This window comes from Pseudoxanthomonas sp. UTMC 1351 (assembly GCF_040948865.1).
GTDB lineage: Bacteria > Pseudomonadota > Gammaproteobacteria > Xanthomonadales > Xanthomonadaceae > Pseudoxanthomonas_A.
This window is the reverse complement of the sequence record NZ_JAVGJT010000006.1, coordinates 109,194-127,579: the sequence shown is the minus strand read 5'-3', so window position 1 is coordinate 127,579 and position 18,386 is coordinate 109,194. Positions and strand designations below refer to the sequence as shown.

Below are 18,386 nucleotides of genomic sequence, written 5' to 3'. Positions count from 1 at the left end.
CTCTTCCCGCTCACCGCTCACCGCTCACCTCTGACCTCTGACCATTAAGCGTCCTCAGTCACCCGCAGCACTTCCTCGATCGTGGTCTGACCATCCAGAGCCTTGATGATGCCGTCTTCGTACATGGTGCGCATGCCGGACTGGCGGGCGAGTTGTTCCAGTTCGCCCATGCCGGCATGGCGCATCACCGCGCGCCGCAGTTCATCGTTCATCACCAGGAATTCGATGATGGTGGTGCGGCCCAGATAACCCGTGGGCGCGATGGCCGAACCGCGCGGACGGAACAGGAAAATATCGCCCTCGGGCTGGAACCGGCGCAAACCGAATTTTTCGATTTCCTCCGGCGAGGCTGGATAGCGTTCGGCGTGGGTGGGCTCCAATTTGCGAACCAGTCGCTGAGCCAGGATGCCGTTGACGGTGGAGGTCAACAGATAATCCTCTACGCCCATGTCCAGCATGCGCGTGATGCCGCCGGCTGCGTTGTTGGTGTGCAGCGTGGACAGCACCAAGTGACCCGTCAGTGCCGACTGGATCGCGATACGCGCGGTTTCCAGGTCGCGCATTTCGCCGATCATGATGATGTCGGGGTCCTGGCGCACGATGCTGCGCAGCGCATTGGCGAAATCCAACCCGATCTGAGGTTTGGCCTGGATCTGGTTGATGCCTTCGATCTGGTATTCCACCGGATCTTCGACGGTGATGATCTTGACGTTGCTGGTGTTGAGCTTGCTCAACGCGGTGTAGAGCGTCGTAGTTTTTCCGGAGCCCGTAGGACCGGTGACCAGCAAAATACCGTGCGGCTGCTCCAGCACCTTCTGGAACTGCGGCAGGAACGCATCGGTGAAACCCAGCCGCTTGAAGTCGAACACCACGGTTTCGCGGTCCAGCAGACGCATCACCACGGATTCACCGTGCGCGGTAGGCACGGTGGAAACACGCAAATCCAGTTCCTTGCCCTGCACCCGCAACATGATGCGGCCGTCCTGCGGCAGGCGGCGTTCGGCGATATTGAGCTTGGCCATGATCTTGATGCGACTGATCACCGCCGCCGTCAGATTGGCCGGCGGACTTTCGCCTTCTTCCAGCACACCATCGACGCGGTAGCGCACTTTCAGGCGGTTTTCGAAAGGCTCGATGTGAACATCGGAAGCACGCAGTTCCACTGCGCGCTGGATCACCAGGTTGACCAGACGAATAACGGGCGCTTCGGAAGCCAGATCACGCAGGTGCTCGACATCGTCCATATCGCCGACCGTTTCGCCATCGGCGTTCTCGACGATCGCCCCCATCGCACTGCGGCCCTGGCCGTAATAGCGCTCGATCAAATCGTCGATTTCCGAACGCAGCGCCACCCGGGGCCTCACCTGTCGCCCCGTCGCCAACTGCACCGCATCTATCGCGTAACCGTCCTGAGGGTCGGCCATCAGCACATCGATGTGGTACTCGTCCTCGTCTACGGGACAGAGATGGAACTGCTTGAGAAAGCGCAGCGACAGCGTCACCGATTCCGGGGGCGCATCCGGCGCGTCCTTCGCGCTGACCAGCGGGAGCCCCAGCACCTCGGCGGCGGTTTCGGCGTGATCGCGCTCGGAAACCAAACCCAGGCGCGACAGCAGCGATAGCAAGCTGCCTCCGGTTTCCTCTTGCAGGCGGCGCGCCCGACCCAGGTCGGCCTCCTTCAAGCGGCCCTTGGCCAATAGCGCGTCGACGACGCGTTCGTCGGTGCCAACGGGGGTACCGGTTTCCAGAACGGCTGTGTTCACTTCGGTCTCCTCGAAGAGCGCCGACTTTAGCAGGTCCGCGGTTGCGGCCGCGTAGCGTCCACTGCGCACGGCCGATGCTCATCATTTAGGAAGCATCCGGCCGCGATTCGCGCGCAGCGCACCTCACCCGTGCCGTTCACCCCACCCATACCCGCGCGTTGCGGAACATCCGCAGCCACGGCGAATCCTCCGGCCAATCGGTTGGGTGCCAGCTCAGGTTGATGCTGCGCGGGGTGCGTTCCGGGTGCGGCATCAAGATAGTCGCGCGTCCGTCGTCGCTGGTCAGGCCGGTGATGCCATCAGGCGAACCGTTGGGATTGCTGGGGTAATGGGCGGCGACGTTTCCGTCTCCGTCGATATAGCGCAACGCGACGCGTGCGGCTACCTGATCCACCGCGTTGTCGAATTCGGCGCGGCCCTCGCCGTGCGCCACCGCCACGGGAATGCGTGAACCGGCCATGCCGCGCAGGAAGATCGATGGAGACTCCACCACTTCCAACAGTGAAGTGCGGGCTTCGAACTGTTCACTGCGGTTGCGTAGGAAGCGCGGCCAATGCGTCGCACCTGGAATGATGTCCTTCAGCTGGCTCAGCATCTGGCAACCGTTGCAGACACCCAGTGCGAACGTATTGTCACGGGCGAAGAACTCCGCGAATGCACCACGCAAGCCGCCATGCTCCAGCACCGAGGTGGCCCAACCACGCCCCGCGCCCAATACGTCGCCATAACTGAAGCCGCCGCATGCGGCAATGCCGTTGAAATCCTTCAGCACGACCCGGCCGGAAAGCAGATCGCTCATATGCACGTCGAAGGCATCGAAGCCGGCGCGCGTGAATGCCGAGGCCATTTCGATCTGGCCGTTGACGCCCTGCTCGCGCAGTACCGCGACTTTCGGCTTGCGACCACTGACGATGAACGGCCCAGCGACATCTTCAGCCGGATCGAACGTCAACTTGGCTTTCAGCCCTGGAGCGGCGAAGCGGCGCGTGCTTTCGCGCTCTTCGTCGGCCGATTCAGGGTTGTCGCGCAGCTTCTGCATGGCATGGGTGACCGACCACCAAGCGTCGAACAATTCCTCCCAATGCCACTGCGTCAGTTGTTCGCCATCCTGCTGCACGCGGATGGTCGGCGCCGTGGTTGGACGCGCAATGCGCTGCGCGCATTCGGTCAGGGCATGGCGTTCCACCAGATCGGCGAACGCCGGGCGGTCTTCCGCCGCCACTTGCACCACCGCGCCCAATTCTTCGGCGAACAACGTGCGGAACGGATCGTCGCCCCACCCATCCAGATTGATGTCCAGACCGCGATGCGACGCGAATGCCATTTCGCACAGCGTGGCAAAGGCACCGCCATCGCTGCGGTCGTGATAGGCCAACAGCAGGCAGGATTCGCGCGCATCGCGGATCAGCGCGAAGAAATCGCGCAAACGTTGTGGGTCGTCCAGGTCCGGAACACTGTCATCCGCGTCGCTGCCTGCGAACGCCGGCAACGCACCGTCGCGTTTGGCTTGCGGATAGCATTGCGCCAGTACCGAGCCGCCCAAACGCTTCTTGCCCGCGCCCAGGCCGATCAGCCACAGCTCGCTGTCCTCTTCGCGTGACAGCAGCGGCGTCAGCTGCGTACGTGCATCGGTTACCGGCGCGAACGCGGTGATGACCAGCGATACGGGCGAAACGCTTTTGCAGAGGCCAGAGGCCGGAGTCAAGAAAGCCTCGCCTTGCTCTTCCCTGGTCCTTGGTCCCTGGTCCCTGGTCCCCGCTTCCACCCACTGCGCCTGCATCGACAGCGAGTCCTTGCCGACCGGAATGCTGACGTCGATCTCCGGGCAGAGTTCCATGCCTACGGCTTTCACCGCGTCGAACAGCAATGCGTCTTCGCCCGGGTGATTGGCGGCTGCCATCCAATTGGCCGACAGCTTGATGCGCTCCAGCGACTCCACCGGTGCGGCACACAAGTTGGTGATGGCCTCGCCTACCGCCATACGTGCGGCCGCGCCGGCATCCAACAGTGCGATCGGCGTGCGTTCGCCGATCGCCATGGCTTCGCCGACATAACCTTCAAAACCGGACAAGGTGATGGCGCAATCGGCCAACGGCAACTGCCAGGGCCCGATCATCTGATCGCGCGCGGTCAAGCCGCCGACACTTCGGTCACCGATGGTGATCAGGAATTGCTTGCTCGCCACCGAAGGATGCGCCAGCACGCGCAGACCTGCCTCGTTCAAATCGAGACCGGCGGTTTCCAGCGATGGCCACAACGGCGCCGGCGGATGACGGGTATCCCGATGCATCTTCGGCGCTTTGCCGAAGAGGACGTCCATGGGGATGTCTATTGGGTGAAGCGGGGAACGGGGAACAGGGAACGGGGAATGACGTTCCGCGCCCGCTGAATCTTCATTCCCTGTTCCCGGTTCCCGGTTCCCGCTTTCGGAATCGAGCACCCCATACCCAACAACCAGCCTTTCCTCAGCCGTCGCCACGCCCACTGCCGCGAACGGGCAGCGCTCGCGCGCGCAGATATCGGCGAATTCCGCCAGACGCGCCTGCGGCACGCCCAGCACATAGCGTTCCTGCGATTCGTTGCACCACAGCTGCATCGGCGACAACGAAGGATCGTCGCTGGGCACTTTGTCCAGGTCGATCACACCGCCCACGCCGGAGTCGTGCAGCAGTTCCGGGATGGCATTGGACAGACCGCCCGCGCCCACGTCGTGGAACCACAGGATGGGATTGTTCTCGCCCATCGCCACGCAGCGGTCGATCACTTCCTGGCAGCGCCGCTCCATCTCGGGGTTGTCGCGCTGCACGCTGGCAAAATCCAGGTCTTCGGCACTGTCGCCGGAAGCCACCGAACTGGCGGCGCCACCGCCCAGGCCGATCAGCATCGCCGGTCCGCCCAGCACAATGACGGCATCGCCTGGCGAAAGCCGCTTCTTCTCCACCTGGATGCGGTCGATGGCACCGAGACCGCCGGCCAGCATGATGGGCTTGTCGTAGGCACGAGTCAGCTGACTGCCGTTCGAGTCGTTGCCTTGCGAAAGCTCGAAGCTACGGAAATAGCCCAACAGATTGGGGCGGCCGAATTCGTTATTGAACGCGGCGCCGCCCAGCGGCCCATCCAACATGATTTCCAACGCAGGCGCCATGCGCGGGTTCAGCGCGCGATCCGTCTCCCAGGGCTGCGGCAGCGTGGGAATGCGCAGATGCGAAACGGTGAAACCGGTAAGGCCGGCTTTCGGCTTGCCACCGCGGCCCGTCGCACCTTCATCACGGATCTCACCACCGGCACCGGTGCTGGCGCCGGGAAAAGGCGCGATCGCGGTGGGGTGATTGTGCGTTTCGACCTTGATACAGAACGCGGAGTCCTGCACCACTTCACTACGGTAATGGCCGTTGCCATCAGGACGGAAACGCGCCGCGGGGTAGCCTTCCAGCACCGCGGCATTGTCGCTGTACGCCGACAGCGTGTATTGCGGCGTCTGTGCGTGCGTGTGCTTGATCATGCGGAACAGCGAATTTGGCTGGTCCTTGCCATCGATCGTCCACGACGCGTTGAATATCTTGTGGCGGCAGTGCTCAGAGTTGGCCTGCGCGAACATCATCAGCTCGACGTCGGACGGATCGCGGCCGAGCTCGCCATAGCGTGCGCGCAGGTATTCGATCTCGTCGTCGGCCAGGGCCAGGCCCAGGCGGCGGTTGGCGGATTCCAGGTCGCTCAGCGCGATGCGCTCCAACGCGCCACGCGCCGGAACCGCGAACAACGCCGCGGCTTGTTCGCGTGCCGTCAGCAACGACTGGGTCATTGGATCATGCAAGACCTTGAGCAAGGCCGCATCGTCGTTGCCGCCGATCAGATCGATGCGGGTACCCCGCTCCACTCGCTTCACCTTCAACCCTGCATCGCGCAGTAGTTCGGTCGCTTTGCTGGCCCAAGGCGACAACGTCCCTAAGCGGGGCACCACGAAGCGCGATACAGCGCCGGATTCCGCCGGTGCGATGTCTGCCTGCGCCTGCAGGATGCGGCGCAGCGTGGCATCGTCGAGGCTGGCGCCGGGCTCAGGTTCGATGAAGTAGACGTACCAGGCTCCGCTGATGCGGACGGCCGGAACGATGGACTGGAGCTTGCTTTCGAGCCGCGCGCGGCGGAATTGCGACAAGGCCGGCAGGCCTTCAAGGACGATCATGTCCGAACCGTGGGTACGTGCCGTCAAGACGGGGCCCGGTATTGTAGCAAGGCCAAGGTACGGGAGACTCAGAGGTCAGAGGTCAGAGGTCAGAGGTCAGAGGGCGGAGGTCAGGGGTCAGGTCAGAGATGCTCTGATTTGCCTCCCCCGTTATAAAGGGGGATGACCCGCCATTCGGCGGTTGAAAAGCATTTGAGGGGGATTTGCTGTTGCTCTTCAGAAAAGCAAGAGCAACAGCACCCCCCATCGTCCGCTGCGCGGACGCCCGCCTCCTTCTCTAGAAGGGGGCTCTCCGCCTTTACTTGCCGGCGGCACCGGCCTGGGCGGACTTGCTGGCCAGCTCGTCCAGCTTAGCCCGCAGTGCCTGCGGGGGCAGGTAGCCGCCCAGCTGGGTGCCGTCGGGAGCGTAGATAGCCGGGGTACCGGTGACACCGATGCGCTGGCCCAGGTTGTATTCCATGGTTACCGGGTTCTTGCAGTCCTTGGCGGGGACTGGCTTGCCCGCCTTGGCATCGGTCAGGGCGCGCTTGCGATCGGACGAACACCACACCGAAATCATGTCTTTATGGTCCTTGCTACCCAGCCCCATGCGCGGGAAAGCCAGGTATTCCACCGCCACGCCAAGCTTGTTGAGTTCGGCGATCTCGCCATGCAGCTTGCGGCAGTAACCGCATTCGATATCGGTGAAGACGCTGACGGTGTACTTGGTGTTCGGCGGAGCGAAAACGATGCGTTCCGACTGCGGTACGGTCTTCAGCAAGTCCACGCGGTATTTCATTAGCGCCGGGCTGGACTGCATCAAGTCCTCTTGCGCCTGGATGTCGAGCACGGCACCTTGCATCAGATAACGGCCGTCGTCGCTCACATAAAGCAATTGACCACCGGCAATGACTTCGCGGAAGCCTGGCAACGGCGCCGCGCCCACGTAGTCGACGGTGATCTGCGGATTAAGCGACTTGAGCGCTTGGCGTGCACGTTCATTTGCATCGCCGGTTTTGGCAACAGTGGCGGGAGCTGCCGCGGGCTTGGTGCTGGTAGCCGCTGGAGTTTGCGGCGCCTGAGCACAGGCGGAAAGGCTGGCAGCGGCCAACAAGGTGGCGGCGAGAGAACGCATCATGGGGATTCCTGTGCTGTCCCGCCTGCGGCGGCAACATGGGTAACGGAGGGACGCAATTCTCGCATACCCGCTCCCACTGAGCTGACTGGCTCGCAACGGGCTGCCGCTTAACTTTCCTGCCACCGCTGAAAGCGCTGGCGCCGCTCCTGCCGGTAATTCGCCACTTCAAGCCGGATGCCGTCCGGGTCCTGAAAGAACGTCGCGACATAGGAATGCATCGCTTTTACGGAAACCGAGCACGTCCAGCAGCACGGCGTCGTAGAACGCTTCGGAGCGGGCCAAATCGCTTACGGTGAAGTAGATGTGGTCGATGCCGACGACTTCAGGCATGGGAACTCCAGTCGCTCCCTGGTGTGGCGGTCATGCCCGCGGATGATGCTTGCCATGCAGCTGCTTGAGGTGCTCGCGCGCGACCAGCGTATATATCTGTGTGGTCGACAGCGAGCTGTGACCCAACAGCAATTGCAGGGCGCGCAGATCGGCGCCGCGATTGAGCAGATGGGTAGCGAAACTGTGACGCAGCCCATGCGGGCTGATGCGTGTCGGGTCGATGCCGGCGGCACCCGCGTATCGTTTCACCAAGCCCCAGAACGCCTGCCGGCTTGGCGCCCGACCATCGGGCTCTATGAACAAAGGAACCAGGCTGCGCTTGCCGGCCAGTACCGGCCGGGACTCGGCCAGGTATTTCTCCAGCCAGTGTTGCGATTCTTCGCCCAACGGCACCAGCCGTTCCTTGCTGCCTTTGCCGGTCACCCGCAGCACGCCCTGGCGCAGATTGACGGCGGTGGAAGGCAGATCGACCAGTTCGCTGACGCGCAGGCCCGCGGCGTACATCAGCTCCAGCATCGCGCGGTCGCGCAGCCCGAGCGGAGCCGCGACGTCAGGCGCTGACAGCAAGGCATCGATTTCGGACTCGGTCAGCGCTTTGGGCAAGGATCGCGGCAACTTGGGCGGGTCCAACAACGCGGTAGGGTCATCGCTGCGCCGGCCCCGGCGGACCGACAGCGCATAGAAAGCGCGCAGCGACGACAACAGGCGCGCATTGCTGCGTGGGGAATAGCCTTCGCGCGTGCGCCATGCAAGGTAGTCGAACAGCAGCGCGCGGTCCGCGTCGGCCAAGCTGCCCTGGCTGGTATTGCACCAACGCGCGAAACCTTCCAGATCGCGGCGATAACCGTCCAACGACTGCTGCGCCAAGCCATTCTCTGCCCAGACGGCGTCCAGAAAAGATGCAATCGCCGTAGCATCCGCCTCCGGTACCGGCGGCAAAGCGTTGGCGAGCAGGCGCCGTTCGGTGGGAGTTTTGGCGGTCATGGAGGAAAGCTTAGCGCGGCCGCTGGCAAGACTGACGGATGCCGACCAAGACCGGTCCCTTTGGGTCATGCATGTCGTTGCTACAGCACATCTCGCAAGCCACTGTCGCTCCAGCTGCTACCGCCATCCAGCGCCGAATGGGAGCAAAACGCTATCCTGTTGCGATGAACGCCACTCACCATTCCACCAAAAAAACTCATGCCTCCGGACCAGGTCCGGGAAAAACTTTGATCGGCTGGCGCTTGCTTGCATTGGTCTATGACGTGTGGCCGGTATTGGCGCTGTGGATGCTGATTTCCGCGGCTTTCACGTTTGGCTATTACCTGACCGGGCACAGCGCACGGCAGAACATCGCTCCCCTCAGTCCGTTGCAGATCCTGTTGTGGCTGCTGTGCTGGGGCGTGACGGGTCTCTACGCAGTGCTCAGTTGGCGCCGAGGCGGGCAGACCTTGGGGATGCGTCCCTGGCGGCTGAAGGTCGTGGCGACTGATGGCGGCCCAGCCAGTTGGCGGGCGCTGGGGCTGCGCTTTGTGGTTGCCACGCTTTCGACGTTGGCAGGAGGTCTGGGCTTTTGGTGGGCCTGGGTGGACCGGGAGAAGCTGACGCTGCACGACCGGTTCAGCGGGACGCGGATGATCCGGTTGCCGAAGTGATACAGCTGATGAACCTACCAACTGCAGGAGCGGCGTCCCGCCGCGAGCTCTTCGCTTCTATCGCGAGTTGATGGAAAGAGCTCGCGGCGGGACGCCGCTCCTACCGCCAGGACGCCGCTCCTACGGTTAGATGCCCCTAACATCCCTAGAGGCCGCAGCGACCCTTCGAAATCAGCTACTTCGCCGTCGGAACAGCAGGCCCGAAATCACCATCAGCAATATCGGCGGTAGCGCGTAGGCGACGCGGAAATCCAGGTGGAAAGCGCCGGCCATGCGGACGAACATCGTCTGCAACGCCCAGAATCCGACCGCGAACACGATGCCCAGGAACAAGCGCTTGCCCATGCCGCCGCTGCGCAGACTGCCGAATGCGAACGGAATGGCGGCCAGGCACAGCGCCAGTACGTTCAACGGAAAGAACCAGCGGCTCCAGTAGAGGTCTTCATATTCGCGGGCGTCCAATCCGTTGCGGCGCCGGTATTCGATGTTTTGTCCCAGGTCCCGGGTAGGCAGGTTGCGCACCTTGGTGACGCCGGACGCCAGCACCGCGGCATCCAGCTTCGACTCCCAGCGTTCGCCCAGGATCTGCTGCTGGGTCACCGAACGTTCGTGGAAGGTGGTGCGGCGGACATTCTTCAGCAGCCAGTAGCCTCCCAGGTGCTCGGCCGTCGCCGCTTGCGCGATGGATGCAAGGCGACCGTCATCGGCGATTTCGTACAAGCGCACGTCGTTCAACTGCAGCCACTGCTTGCCTTCGCCGTCGCGTTGCTCGCCGCTTTGCGCGTACAGGAAGGTGTTTCCTTCCCGCGCCCACATGCCAAAGAAGCGGTCCAGCGCCACCACGTCGCCACTGCGCGCACTGATCTTGAGGGCGTCGGCGTGGCGCTGGCCCCACGGCCCTATCGTCTCGCCGCTAATCACCATCAAGCCCGTCAGTATGGCCAAGGTGGCGGCAACGGAAATACTCAGACGCCGACGCGACAAACCCAGCGCGCGCAACGCCGTCAGTTCCGAACTCGCCGCCAACTGGCCAAGCCCCATCAACGCACCGATCACCGCCGCGGTGGGAAACATCGTGTAGGCACGCCGCGGGATCGTATAAGCCACCCACGCCACGGCATGGCCGAACGTGTAGTTGCCTTTGCCCAGGTCGCTGACTTCACCCGACAGCGCCATCACCATGTCCAAGCCGACCAGCACGGCCCACGTCAGCAGCACCGTGACCAAGACGACTTGGCCGACGTATAGATCATGCAGTCTGGGACGCAACTTCATGCGCGCGCCCTCCGCCAGCTCAGGCGACCATCACGCAGATACAGCCATATCGCTACCAGCAACAACGGCAACGTCAGCCACCATAGACCCAACATTGCCGGCAGCTTGTTCTCCGCCAGCATCTGGGTGCCGTTGAACATCAGGCTGACGCCGACCAGATAAGCCATGAACCCCAGCATCACTCGCCCGTAGCGCGTCTGTCGCGGCGAACTACGCGCCAGTGGCAGCGTCAACAGGGCGAAAGCCAGCGCCAGTAGCGGCGGTGCGATGCGGGCATGCAGCTGCGCATTCGCATCCGGGCGCGGATCGCCCAGCAATGCAACCGTGGAAAGCACCTCCGGCGAATTTTCATCCAGGGTCTCGGAGCGATCCGGCAGCCCTACTTCGTTGACGGCATAGCGGATCAGCCGATAGTCCATGCCCTTGTCCGCCGGCCCTTCCACCCGGAAACCGTCTTTCAGGCGCAGATAGCGGTCGCGGTCGCCTTCGAAGAACATCTCGCCACTCCGGGCGGTCACCACGTCGATACGGTCTTCCTGCTGGCGATGCATGAACACCCGGCTCAGTTGTGTCCCGTCGCCCGAAATTCCGCTGATATAGATCACCGCCCCGCTGGACAGCACGGTGAACTTGCCGGCATCCAGTCCAGATACCACCAAGCTGCGGTTGGCGTGATCCAGCATGCGCTCGGCCGTGCGCACCGCCCACGGTCCAACCCACAGCGAACATGCACCGACCAGCAGCACCACCGGCAGGACCAGCAACAGCAACGGTTTGAGCAGGCGAGCCGGACCGATGCCTGTACCAGTCAGCACGGCCATCTCCGAATCGCGATAAAGACGGGAGAACGCCAGCAGCAGGCCCAGCATCAACGCCAGCGGCAGGATGTAAGGCATGTAACCCAGGAATTGGAGGCCCAGCTGTGACAGCAACAGGCGCGCGGGAACGCGCCCGTCGGCCACCTTGCCCAACAGATCGGCCATCACTCCGCCCACGCTGACCATCAACAAAATGATCAGCGTCGCAAGGAAGCTTTGGGTGAATTCTCGGAAGAGATAGCGGTCCAGCTTCGGCATGGGTAGGGCTTGATCTACAATCGGGGGCTTGTGCGCCGGCTTTCACGGCGTCGGTTCACGCGGTCCGAGGCAACTTCCGCCACCGGCATCGGCCCGCGATTGTACGTAAACGACTACGGAATCTGATCAATGACCTTGGAATTCACCCTGAATCGCGATGCTCCGGCCTCCGCCTCGTTCGATTGCATCGTGGTAGGCGCGTTCGCCGACAAGACCCTGACGCCCTCCGCCAAAGCGCTGGACGCGGCCAGCGGCGGCAAGCTGGCGGCATTGGCCGAGCGCGGCGATATCAGCGGCAAGACCGGCAAGACCACGCTGGTGCACGACCTGTCAGGCGTAAGCGCGCCGCGTGTGCTGGTGGTGGGACTGGGCGAATCGGCAAAGTTTGGCGTGCCCCAGTACATCAAGGCGATGGGCGACGCTGCGCGCGCTCTGAAAGTGGGTCCGGCCACCAGCGCCCTGTTCACCCTCACCGAGTTGGACGTGAAGGAACGCGATGCGGCCTGGAAGATCCGTCAGGCAATCATCGCCGCCGAACATGCTTGCTATCGCTACACCGCGACACTGGGCAAGAAGAAGAACGACGACCCCGGTTTGGCCAAAATGGCCATCAGCGGCGAAGACGCGCCCGCGCTCGCTCAGGGCGAAGCTATCGCCGCCGGCGTCAAGTTCGCCCGCGAGCTGGGCAATCTGCCACCCAACATCTGCAATCCGGCGTATCTGGCCGACCAAGCGCGCCAATTCGCGGCCGACCACGGCGCCGAATCCGAAATCCTGGACGAAACACAGATGGAAGCCCTGGGAATGGGCTCCCTGCTGGCGGTCGCCCGCGGCTCAGTCAACCGCCCCAGGCTGGTGGTGCTGAAGTGGGATGGCGCGGCAAAAGCAGGCGCCAACGACGCCAAGCCCTACGTACTGGTCGGCAAGGGCATCACCTTCGACACCGGCGGCGTCAACTTGAAGACGCAGGGCGGCATTGAGGAAATGAAGTACGACATGTGCGGTGCTGCCAGCGTCATCGGCACCTTCGTCGCTGCCGTCAAGATGAAGCTGCCCATCAATCTGGTGGTCGTGGTGCCCGCGGTGGAAAACGCCATCGACGGCAACGCCTACCGCCCCTCCGACGTCATCACCAGCATGTCCGGCAAGACCATTGAAGTCGGCAACACGGACGCCGAAGGGCGCCTGATCCTGTGCGATGCACTGACCTATGCCGAACGCTTCAAGCCTGAAGCGCTGATCGACGTCGCCACTCTGACTGGCGCTTGTGTCGTCGCACTGGGTCGCTACGCCACCGGCCTGATGAGCAAGCACGACGATCTGTCCAACGAACTGCTTGCCGCCGGCGAGCAGGTATTCGACCGCGCCTGGCGCCTGCCACTGTGGGACGAATACCAGACCATGCTGGATTCGACCTTCGCCGACGTCTACAACATCGGCGGCCGCTGGGCCGGCGCCATCACCGCCGGCTGCTTCCTGGCCCGCTTCACCGAAGGCCAGCGCTGGGCGCACCTGGACATTGCCGGCGTCGCCAACGACGAAGGCAAGCGCGGCATGGCGACCGGGCGGCCGGTGGGTTTGCTGACGCAGTGGCTGCTGGATAGGGCAGCTTGATGAAAGCGGGAACGGGGAACAGGGAACGGGGAATGCAAGTTTCCTGTGCCCGCGAGTTCGCCGCCCCCTCACGCCTGCATTCCCGGTTCCCCTTTCCCCGTTCCCCGCTCTGATGCGCGCCGATTTTTACCTGATCGCCAAGCCTCGCTTCCTGGAGGAGCCGTTGCGCCTGGTCTGCGAGTTGGCACGCAAGTCCTACGATGCCAATCTGTGGACATTGATCCTGGCACGTGACATGGAACAAGCCGAGCAGATCGATGCGTTGCTGTGGGAGCTGGAGGACGATGCCTACATCCCACACCAGATCGCCGGTACCGACGAAGAAGACGAACTGACACCCGTACTGATCGCCACGCCCGATATCGATGTTCCCGCACGCGCACTGGTGATCAACCTGCGCGATGCGGCCTTCGAAGGCGCTTGCGAACGCATCCTGGAAGTCGTCCCCGCCGATCCCGCCGCACGCGAACCGTTACGCGAGCGCTGGAAGCAATACAAAGCGCGTGGCTTTGATGTGACTAAGTACGATATGTAGCTGGAAAAAAAGCGGGAACGGGGAATAGGGAACAGGGAATGAGGGTGTCCCTGACCGGAACTTCCCTGCCCCATAGCGTTGAAGCACGTTCAAGATTTTTCATTCCCTGTTCCCCCGTTCCCCGTTCCCGGCTTTTCCATGACCGACCTCGCCTCCAGCTACGATCCAAAATCCTTCGAAACCCGCCTATATGAGGCGTGGGAAAGCGCCGGCTATTTCAAGCCACGCGGCGAAGGCGAGCCGTACTCCATTCTGTTGCCGCCGCCCAACGTCACCGGTACGTTGCACATGGGTCATGCTTTCCAGCACACGCTGCAGGACGCGTTGATCCGCTATCACCGCATGCGCGGCTACGACACGCTGTGGCAGATGGGCACCGACCATGCCGGCATCGCCACCGAAATGGTGGTCTCGCGCAACCTGGCGCAGGAGGGCAAAGGCGAGACCCGCGACTCGCTGGGACGCGAAGGCTTCATCGGCAAGGTCTGGGATTGGAAGGCGCAGTCGGGCGACACCATCGAACGGCAAATGCGCCGCCTGGGCACGTCCGGCGACTGGTCACGCAGCACCTTCACCATGGATCCGCAGCCTTCACAGGCGGTGATCGAAGCCTTCGTGCGTCTGTACGAAGAAGGCCTGATCTATCGCGGCCAGCGGCTGGTCAACTGGGATCCGGTGCTGAAGACGGCCATCTCCGACCTGGAAGTGGAGAACATCGAGGAAGACGGTTTTCTTTGGTCCATCGCGTATCCATTGAGTGACGGCACCGGCTCGCTGACGGTGGCGACCACCCGCCCGGAAACCATGCTGGGCGATGCCGCGGTGGCAGTGCATCCGGAAGATGATCGCTATGCGCATCTGATCGGCAAGACGGTGAAGCTGCCGTTGACGGATCGCGAGATTCCGATCATCGCCGACACTTACGTGGAGCGCGAGTTCGGCACCGGCGTGGTGAAGATCACTCCGGCGCACGACTTCAATGACTACCAGGTCGGCATGCGGCATGGCTTGCCGCTGATCAACATTCTTACCGACGTCGCGGCCATCAACGACACGGCACCGGCGAAGTATCGCGGCCTGGATCGTTACGAAGCACGCAAAGCCGTGCTGTCCGATCTGGAAGAAGCCGGCCTGCTGGTAGAAACCAAACCGCACAAGCTGCAGGTGCCCAAGGGCGACCGCACTGGCCAGGTCATCGAACCGTATTTGACCGACCAGTGGTTCGTGAAAATGGACGGTTTGGCTCAGCGCGGGCTGGAGCTGGTTGAGAGCGGAGCGGTGAGGTTCGTTCCTGCTAACTGGATCAACACCTACCGTCATTGGATGGAGAACATCCAGGATTGGTGTATCAGCCGCCAGCTGTGGTGGGGCCATCGCATTCCGGCGTGGTTCGATCCGGCCGGCAATATCTTCGTCGGCCGCGACGAAGCCGAAGTGCGCGCCAAGCATGGCATCGCTGGCGACGTGACGTTGACGCAAGACAGCGACGTACTGGAAACCTGGTTCAGTTCGCAGCTGTGGCCGTTCAGCACGCTGGGCTGGCCGGATGAAGCGGCGATGGCCGAACGCGGCTTCGATCGCTACCTGCCTTCTTCAGTGCTGGTCACCGGCTTCGACATCATCTTCTTCTGGGTCGCACGCATGATCATGGCGACCGACCATTTCACCGGGCAGATTCCGTTCAAGGACGTCTACATCACGGGCCTCATACGCGACAAGGACGGGCAGAAGATGTCCAAGTCGAAGGGCAATGTGCTGGATCCGCTGGACATCATCGACGGTATCAGCCTGGACGACCTGGTCGCCAAACGCACCGCCGGACTAATGCAGCCGAAAATGGCGGAAAAGATCGAGCGCGCCACACGCAAGGAATTCCCCGACGGCATCATCGCCCACGGCGCCGATGCCCTGCGCTTCACCATCGCCGCATTGGCGACTCACGGCCGCGACATCAAGTTCGATCTGGGCCGGGCCGAAGGCTACAAGAATTTCTGCAACAAGCTGTGGAACGCCACTCGCTTCGTGCTGATGAATACCGAGGGCTTCGCTCGCGCTTCCCTTCTCCCCCCGGGAGAAGGTGCCCGAAGGGCGGATGAGGGAATGGACCATCAGGGGTCCGCCAACCTTCCGGGGCAAGTCGCTCCCCCTCCCTCATCCGGCGCTGCGCGCCACCTTCTCCCGGAGGGAGAAGGGGACAAACCCATCACCGACGCCGAAAAATGGATCCTCTCCCGCCTGGCCAAAACCACCGCGGAAGCCGAAACCCACTTCGCCCACTATCGCTTCGACCTGCTGGCGCAGTCGCTTTACGAATTTGTCTGGAACGAGTTCTGCGATTGGTTCGTCGAACTGGCCAAGCCCGCCTTGAACGGTAGCGATGCCGCTGCTGCCGAGAGCACCCGCCACACCTTGTTGCACGTGCTGGAATCGTTGCTGCGCCTGCTGCACCCGCTGACCCCGTTCATTACCGAGGAACTGTGGCAGCAAGTGGCAACGCGATTAGGCATGGAAAGCGATACGATTTCGCTGAAGCCCTATCCGTCCGCCGCCGATTTCGCCGGGCAGGACTTCACGCACGCGGAAGCGGATGTGGAGTGGTTGAAGACCATGGTGACGGCGCTGCGCCGCGTACGCAGTGAGCTAAACGTATCTCCCGCCAAGACCGTGCGCCTGCTGCTGCAAGGCGGCACCGCGGAGGATCACCCACGCATCGAGCGCTTCGCTCAATCGCTGAAGTTCCTGCTGAAACTGGACGCTATCGAATGGCTGACCAGCAATGCCGAAGCGCCCGCCTCCGCCGCGGCGGTCGTCGGCGAACTGAAGCTGCTGGTGCCGTTGGAAGGCCTGGTAGATTTGGACGCCGAACGCACGCGCTTGGACAAGGAGATCAAACGCGTGGAAATCGAGATAGGCAAATGCAACGGCAAGTTGAGCAACGCCACCTTCGTGCAGAACGCACCGGCCGCCGTTGTCGAACAAGAGCGTGCGCGCCTGGTGGATTGGAACACCCAACTTAATGCTCTGCGCGAGCAGCGGGCCAAGCTGTAGTGGCGTGAACCGGCTCTCCACTCAGGGTCGGGTTCATTGATATCTTTTCGAGGACTCCACTGCCCCCGCTTCCGTAGAGCCGAGCTTGCTCGGCTGCTTTTTCGAACCACATCAGGAGCAGCCGAGCAAGCTCGGCTCTACAAGGCACCTACACAAACACTTCCGTTCTAACGCGTCCTATCTAGGCAATTTCGCCGACAACTACGCGGGGTACGGGGCACCCTTTCCAGCGCTCGGACCGGAAATGACTTTGACAGTCTGCGAGCCGTCGGCTGCGGTGGCACCCGCACCCTCCGCGGCGAGCTGACGCTGGCTGCGGCAACCGATCCTGACGCAGCCCAGTCCTGCCCTGCTCCTGCCTGCACCACAACGGCCGCTGCAACCTCACCCGCAGGCAGTAACGCGTAGCCATACGGCGGCGTCCAACCAATATTGCTGTCCCAAGAGCACGTCAACGCTTTTCCGTTGAGCAGCGAACCGACATCGCGATAGGTATTGCCGCCGTAGTTCGCGGCTATTTTGGTGCAGCCGGTAACGCCTGCGACATCGAAGACATTGTGCTCCGACAGTATCTTGGATTCCTTGCCCACACCATGCGCATAGCCAAACGGGTATGCCGGATCCTGAATACTGCCCACGTGATAGTTGTTGTACAGGTGCACCATGCCGAAACGAACACGCGGACTCCGCGAGGAGATGTTCTCGAACAATGAATGGTGGATGGTTACCTTCAGCTTGCCCGCATCGGTGCTTGCCGCACTGTCGCTGGAACCAATCAGATTGTTCTTCTCGTGCGAGGTGAACACCGTGTGGGAAACGGTGACGTAATTGGCGCCTTTCTTCACGTCCAACGCGCCATCGTGATGCTGCACGCGGCGGCTATTGGAGATTTCCGCCGGATCGTCCAGGCGGCGCCCGTCGGTGAACAGCATATGGTCGATCCAGACGTTGCTGGCGCCTTCGATGGTCAACCCGTCGTACTCGGAATTCCAGTTGCCGTTGCTGCCATCGTCCGGGTCCCAGACCGGTTGCGGGTCCCAGGGATTTTCGATCATCAGGTTGCGGATGATCACATCGTTGGCTTTTACGTAGAGATAGCCCTCGATGATTCCGGCGTCCCGGGTGATGCCGATCAGCGTCGTCTTGGTGGGAATGTCGAGCCGCGCGCGCAGCTTCATGTCCGCGGTCGTGGCGTACGGCTTGCCTTCGCTCACGTCGATAACGCCCTGGATCTTGATGATGCGTCCACCGCTGCCGGCCGCCGCCTTCAAGGCAGTCTTCAGCGCCGGTGCCGTGGAAACGGTGTAGATGTCGGGCGCCGCCGCTTGGGAACCGCCCCGCGTGCCGCCGTTCTGCGTAGCCCAGCCCGTTGTGGCGACCTCACGGGCGTGGTCAACAACATCCCCAGGGCGAGAAGGAATAAGTGGATGCTGGCCACGCACCAGAATGGGCTCAGCCGCCTGCGCCTGTGCCAACAATACACCGGACAGCAGGATGCAAAGCGCAGCCGCACATGTGGAACCAAGCGCTCTCGATGGTGTTCGCATATTTCGAAGTCGACCTTTGGAGGACACCCGATGCGGATCTTGCGATCCGGCACCTCATATCCCCTCCCCGTCGCGAATGCTCGCACGCCGCAGGGGTTTTCGACTTCGGAGAAGAAGTGCGTTCTGTCGCAGAACGGCACCTCCCGTACGCGCCCTGCATATGGTCTGCACATCAATGCATGGATAGAACTTCTTCGCGATCCCGTCGCTAGCGAAGACAAGCGGCACTCTGCGAAGCAGAGCAAGGGCAGCGTACTTTTT

Annotated in this window: 11 protein-coding genes and 1 pseudogene; 4 read left to right on the top strand and 8 right to left on the bottom strand. The window is 62.5% G+C overall.

Annotation, left to right across the window (positions count from 1 at the left end):
• Positions 1–44: 44 nt before the first annotated feature.
• The 5 genes from gspE to xerD all read right to left on the bottom strand — a co-directional run bounded on the left by gspE (position 45) and on the right by xerD (position 8,377).
• Positions 45–1,763, bottom strand: a complete 1,719-nt coding sequence (gspE, locus tag AB6O04_RS04545) for a type II secretion system ATPase GspE (protein WP_368562592.1) — start codon at positions 1,761–1,763, stop codon at positions 45–47.
• Between the two features lie 136 nt (positions 1,764–1,899).
• Positions 1,900–5,946 (bottom strand): phosphoribosylformylglycinamidine synthase, encoded by a 4,047-nt coding sequence (purL, locus tag AB6O04_RS04540; RefSeq protein ID WP_368562590.1) that lies wholly within the window; start codon positions 5,944–5,946, stop codon positions 1,900–1,902.
• A gap of 298 nt (positions 5,947–6,244) precedes the next feature.
• Positions 6,245–7,063, bottom strand: a complete 819-nt coding sequence (locus AB6O04_RS04535) for a thioredoxin fold domain-containing protein (protein ID WP_368562589.1) — start codon at positions 7,061–7,063, stop codon at positions 6,245–6,247.
• A gap of 165 nt (positions 7,064–7,228) precedes the next feature.
• Positions 7,229–7,393 (bottom strand): hypothetical protein, encoded by a 165-nt coding sequence (locus AB6O04_RS04530; protein ID WP_368562588.1) that lies wholly within the window; start codon positions 7,391–7,393, stop codon positions 7,229–7,231.
• A gap of 30 nt (positions 7,394–7,423) precedes the next feature.
• Positions 7,424–8,377: a site-specific tyrosine recombinase XerD gene (gene xerD / locus AB6O04_RS04525; RefSeq protein ID WP_368562587.1), complete on the bottom strand. Its 954-nt coding sequence runs from the start codon at positions 8,375–8,377 to the stop codon at positions 7,424–7,426.
• A 164-nt stretch (positions 8,378–8,541) separates the two neighbouring features.
• Between xerD and AB6O04_RS04520 the strand changes: the two genes are divergently transcribed.
• Positions 8,542–9,030 (top strand): RDD family protein, encoded by a 489-nt coding sequence (locus tag AB6O04_RS04520; protein ID WP_368562585.1) that lies wholly within the window; start codon positions 8,542–8,544, stop codon positions 9,028–9,030.
• Positions 9,031–9,201: 171 nt separating this feature from the next.
• Here the strand turns inward: AB6O04_RS04520 and lptG are convergent, their stop codons facing one another.
• A complete protein-coding gene (lptG, locus tag AB6O04_RS04515; protein ID WP_368562584.1) occupies positions 9,202–10,305 on the bottom strand; it encodes an LPS export ABC transporter permease LptG in 1,104 nt (367 codons plus the stop codon).
• On the bottom strand, positions 10,302–11,381 hold the full coding sequence (gene lptF, locus AB6O04_RS04510) for an LPS export ABC transporter permease LptF (protein WP_368562583.1): 1,080 nt from the start codon (positions 11,379–11,381) through the stop codon (positions 10,302–10,304). The genes lptG and lptF overlap by 4 nt, the downstream gene beginning before the upstream one ends.
• 129 nt (positions 11,382–11,510) lie before the next feature.
• Here lptF and AB6O04_RS04505 point away from each other — a divergent pair, with 129 nt between their 5' ends.
• The 3 genes from AB6O04_RS04505 to AB6O04_RS04495 all read left to right on the top strand — a co-directional run bounded on the left by AB6O04_RS04505 (position 11,511) and on the right by AB6O04_RS04495 (position 16,578).
• A complete protein-coding gene (locus tag AB6O04_RS04505; protein WP_368562582.1) occupies positions 11,511–12,995 on the top strand; it encodes a leucyl aminopeptidase in 1,485 nt (494 codons plus the stop codon).
• Positions 12,996–13,104: 109 nt separating this feature from the next.
• The gene (locus tag AB6O04_RS04500; RefSeq protein ID WP_368562867.1) at positions 13,105–13,530 is read left to right on the top strand and encodes a DNA polymerase III subunit chi; all 426 of its coding nucleotides are present in this window, start codon (positions 13,105–13,107) and stop codon (positions 13,528–13,530) included.
• 138 nt (positions 13,531–13,668) lie between these two features.
• Positions 13,669–16,578 carry a valine--tRNA ligase gene (locus AB6O04_RS04495; protein WP_368562581.1) on the top strand — a complete coding sequence of 970 codons (2,910 nt, stop codon included), beginning with the start codon at positions 13,669–13,671 and terminating at the stop codon, positions 16,576–16,578.
• Between the two features lie 344 nt (positions 16,579–16,922).
• Here the strand turns inward: AB6O04_RS04495 and AB6O04_RS04490 are convergent.
• A pseudogene (locus AB6O04_RS04490) lies at positions 16,923–18,020 on the bottom strand (polysaccharide lyase family 1 protein); the annotation flags it as partial.
• Between the last annotated feature and the right edge of the window lie 366 nt (positions 18,021–18,386).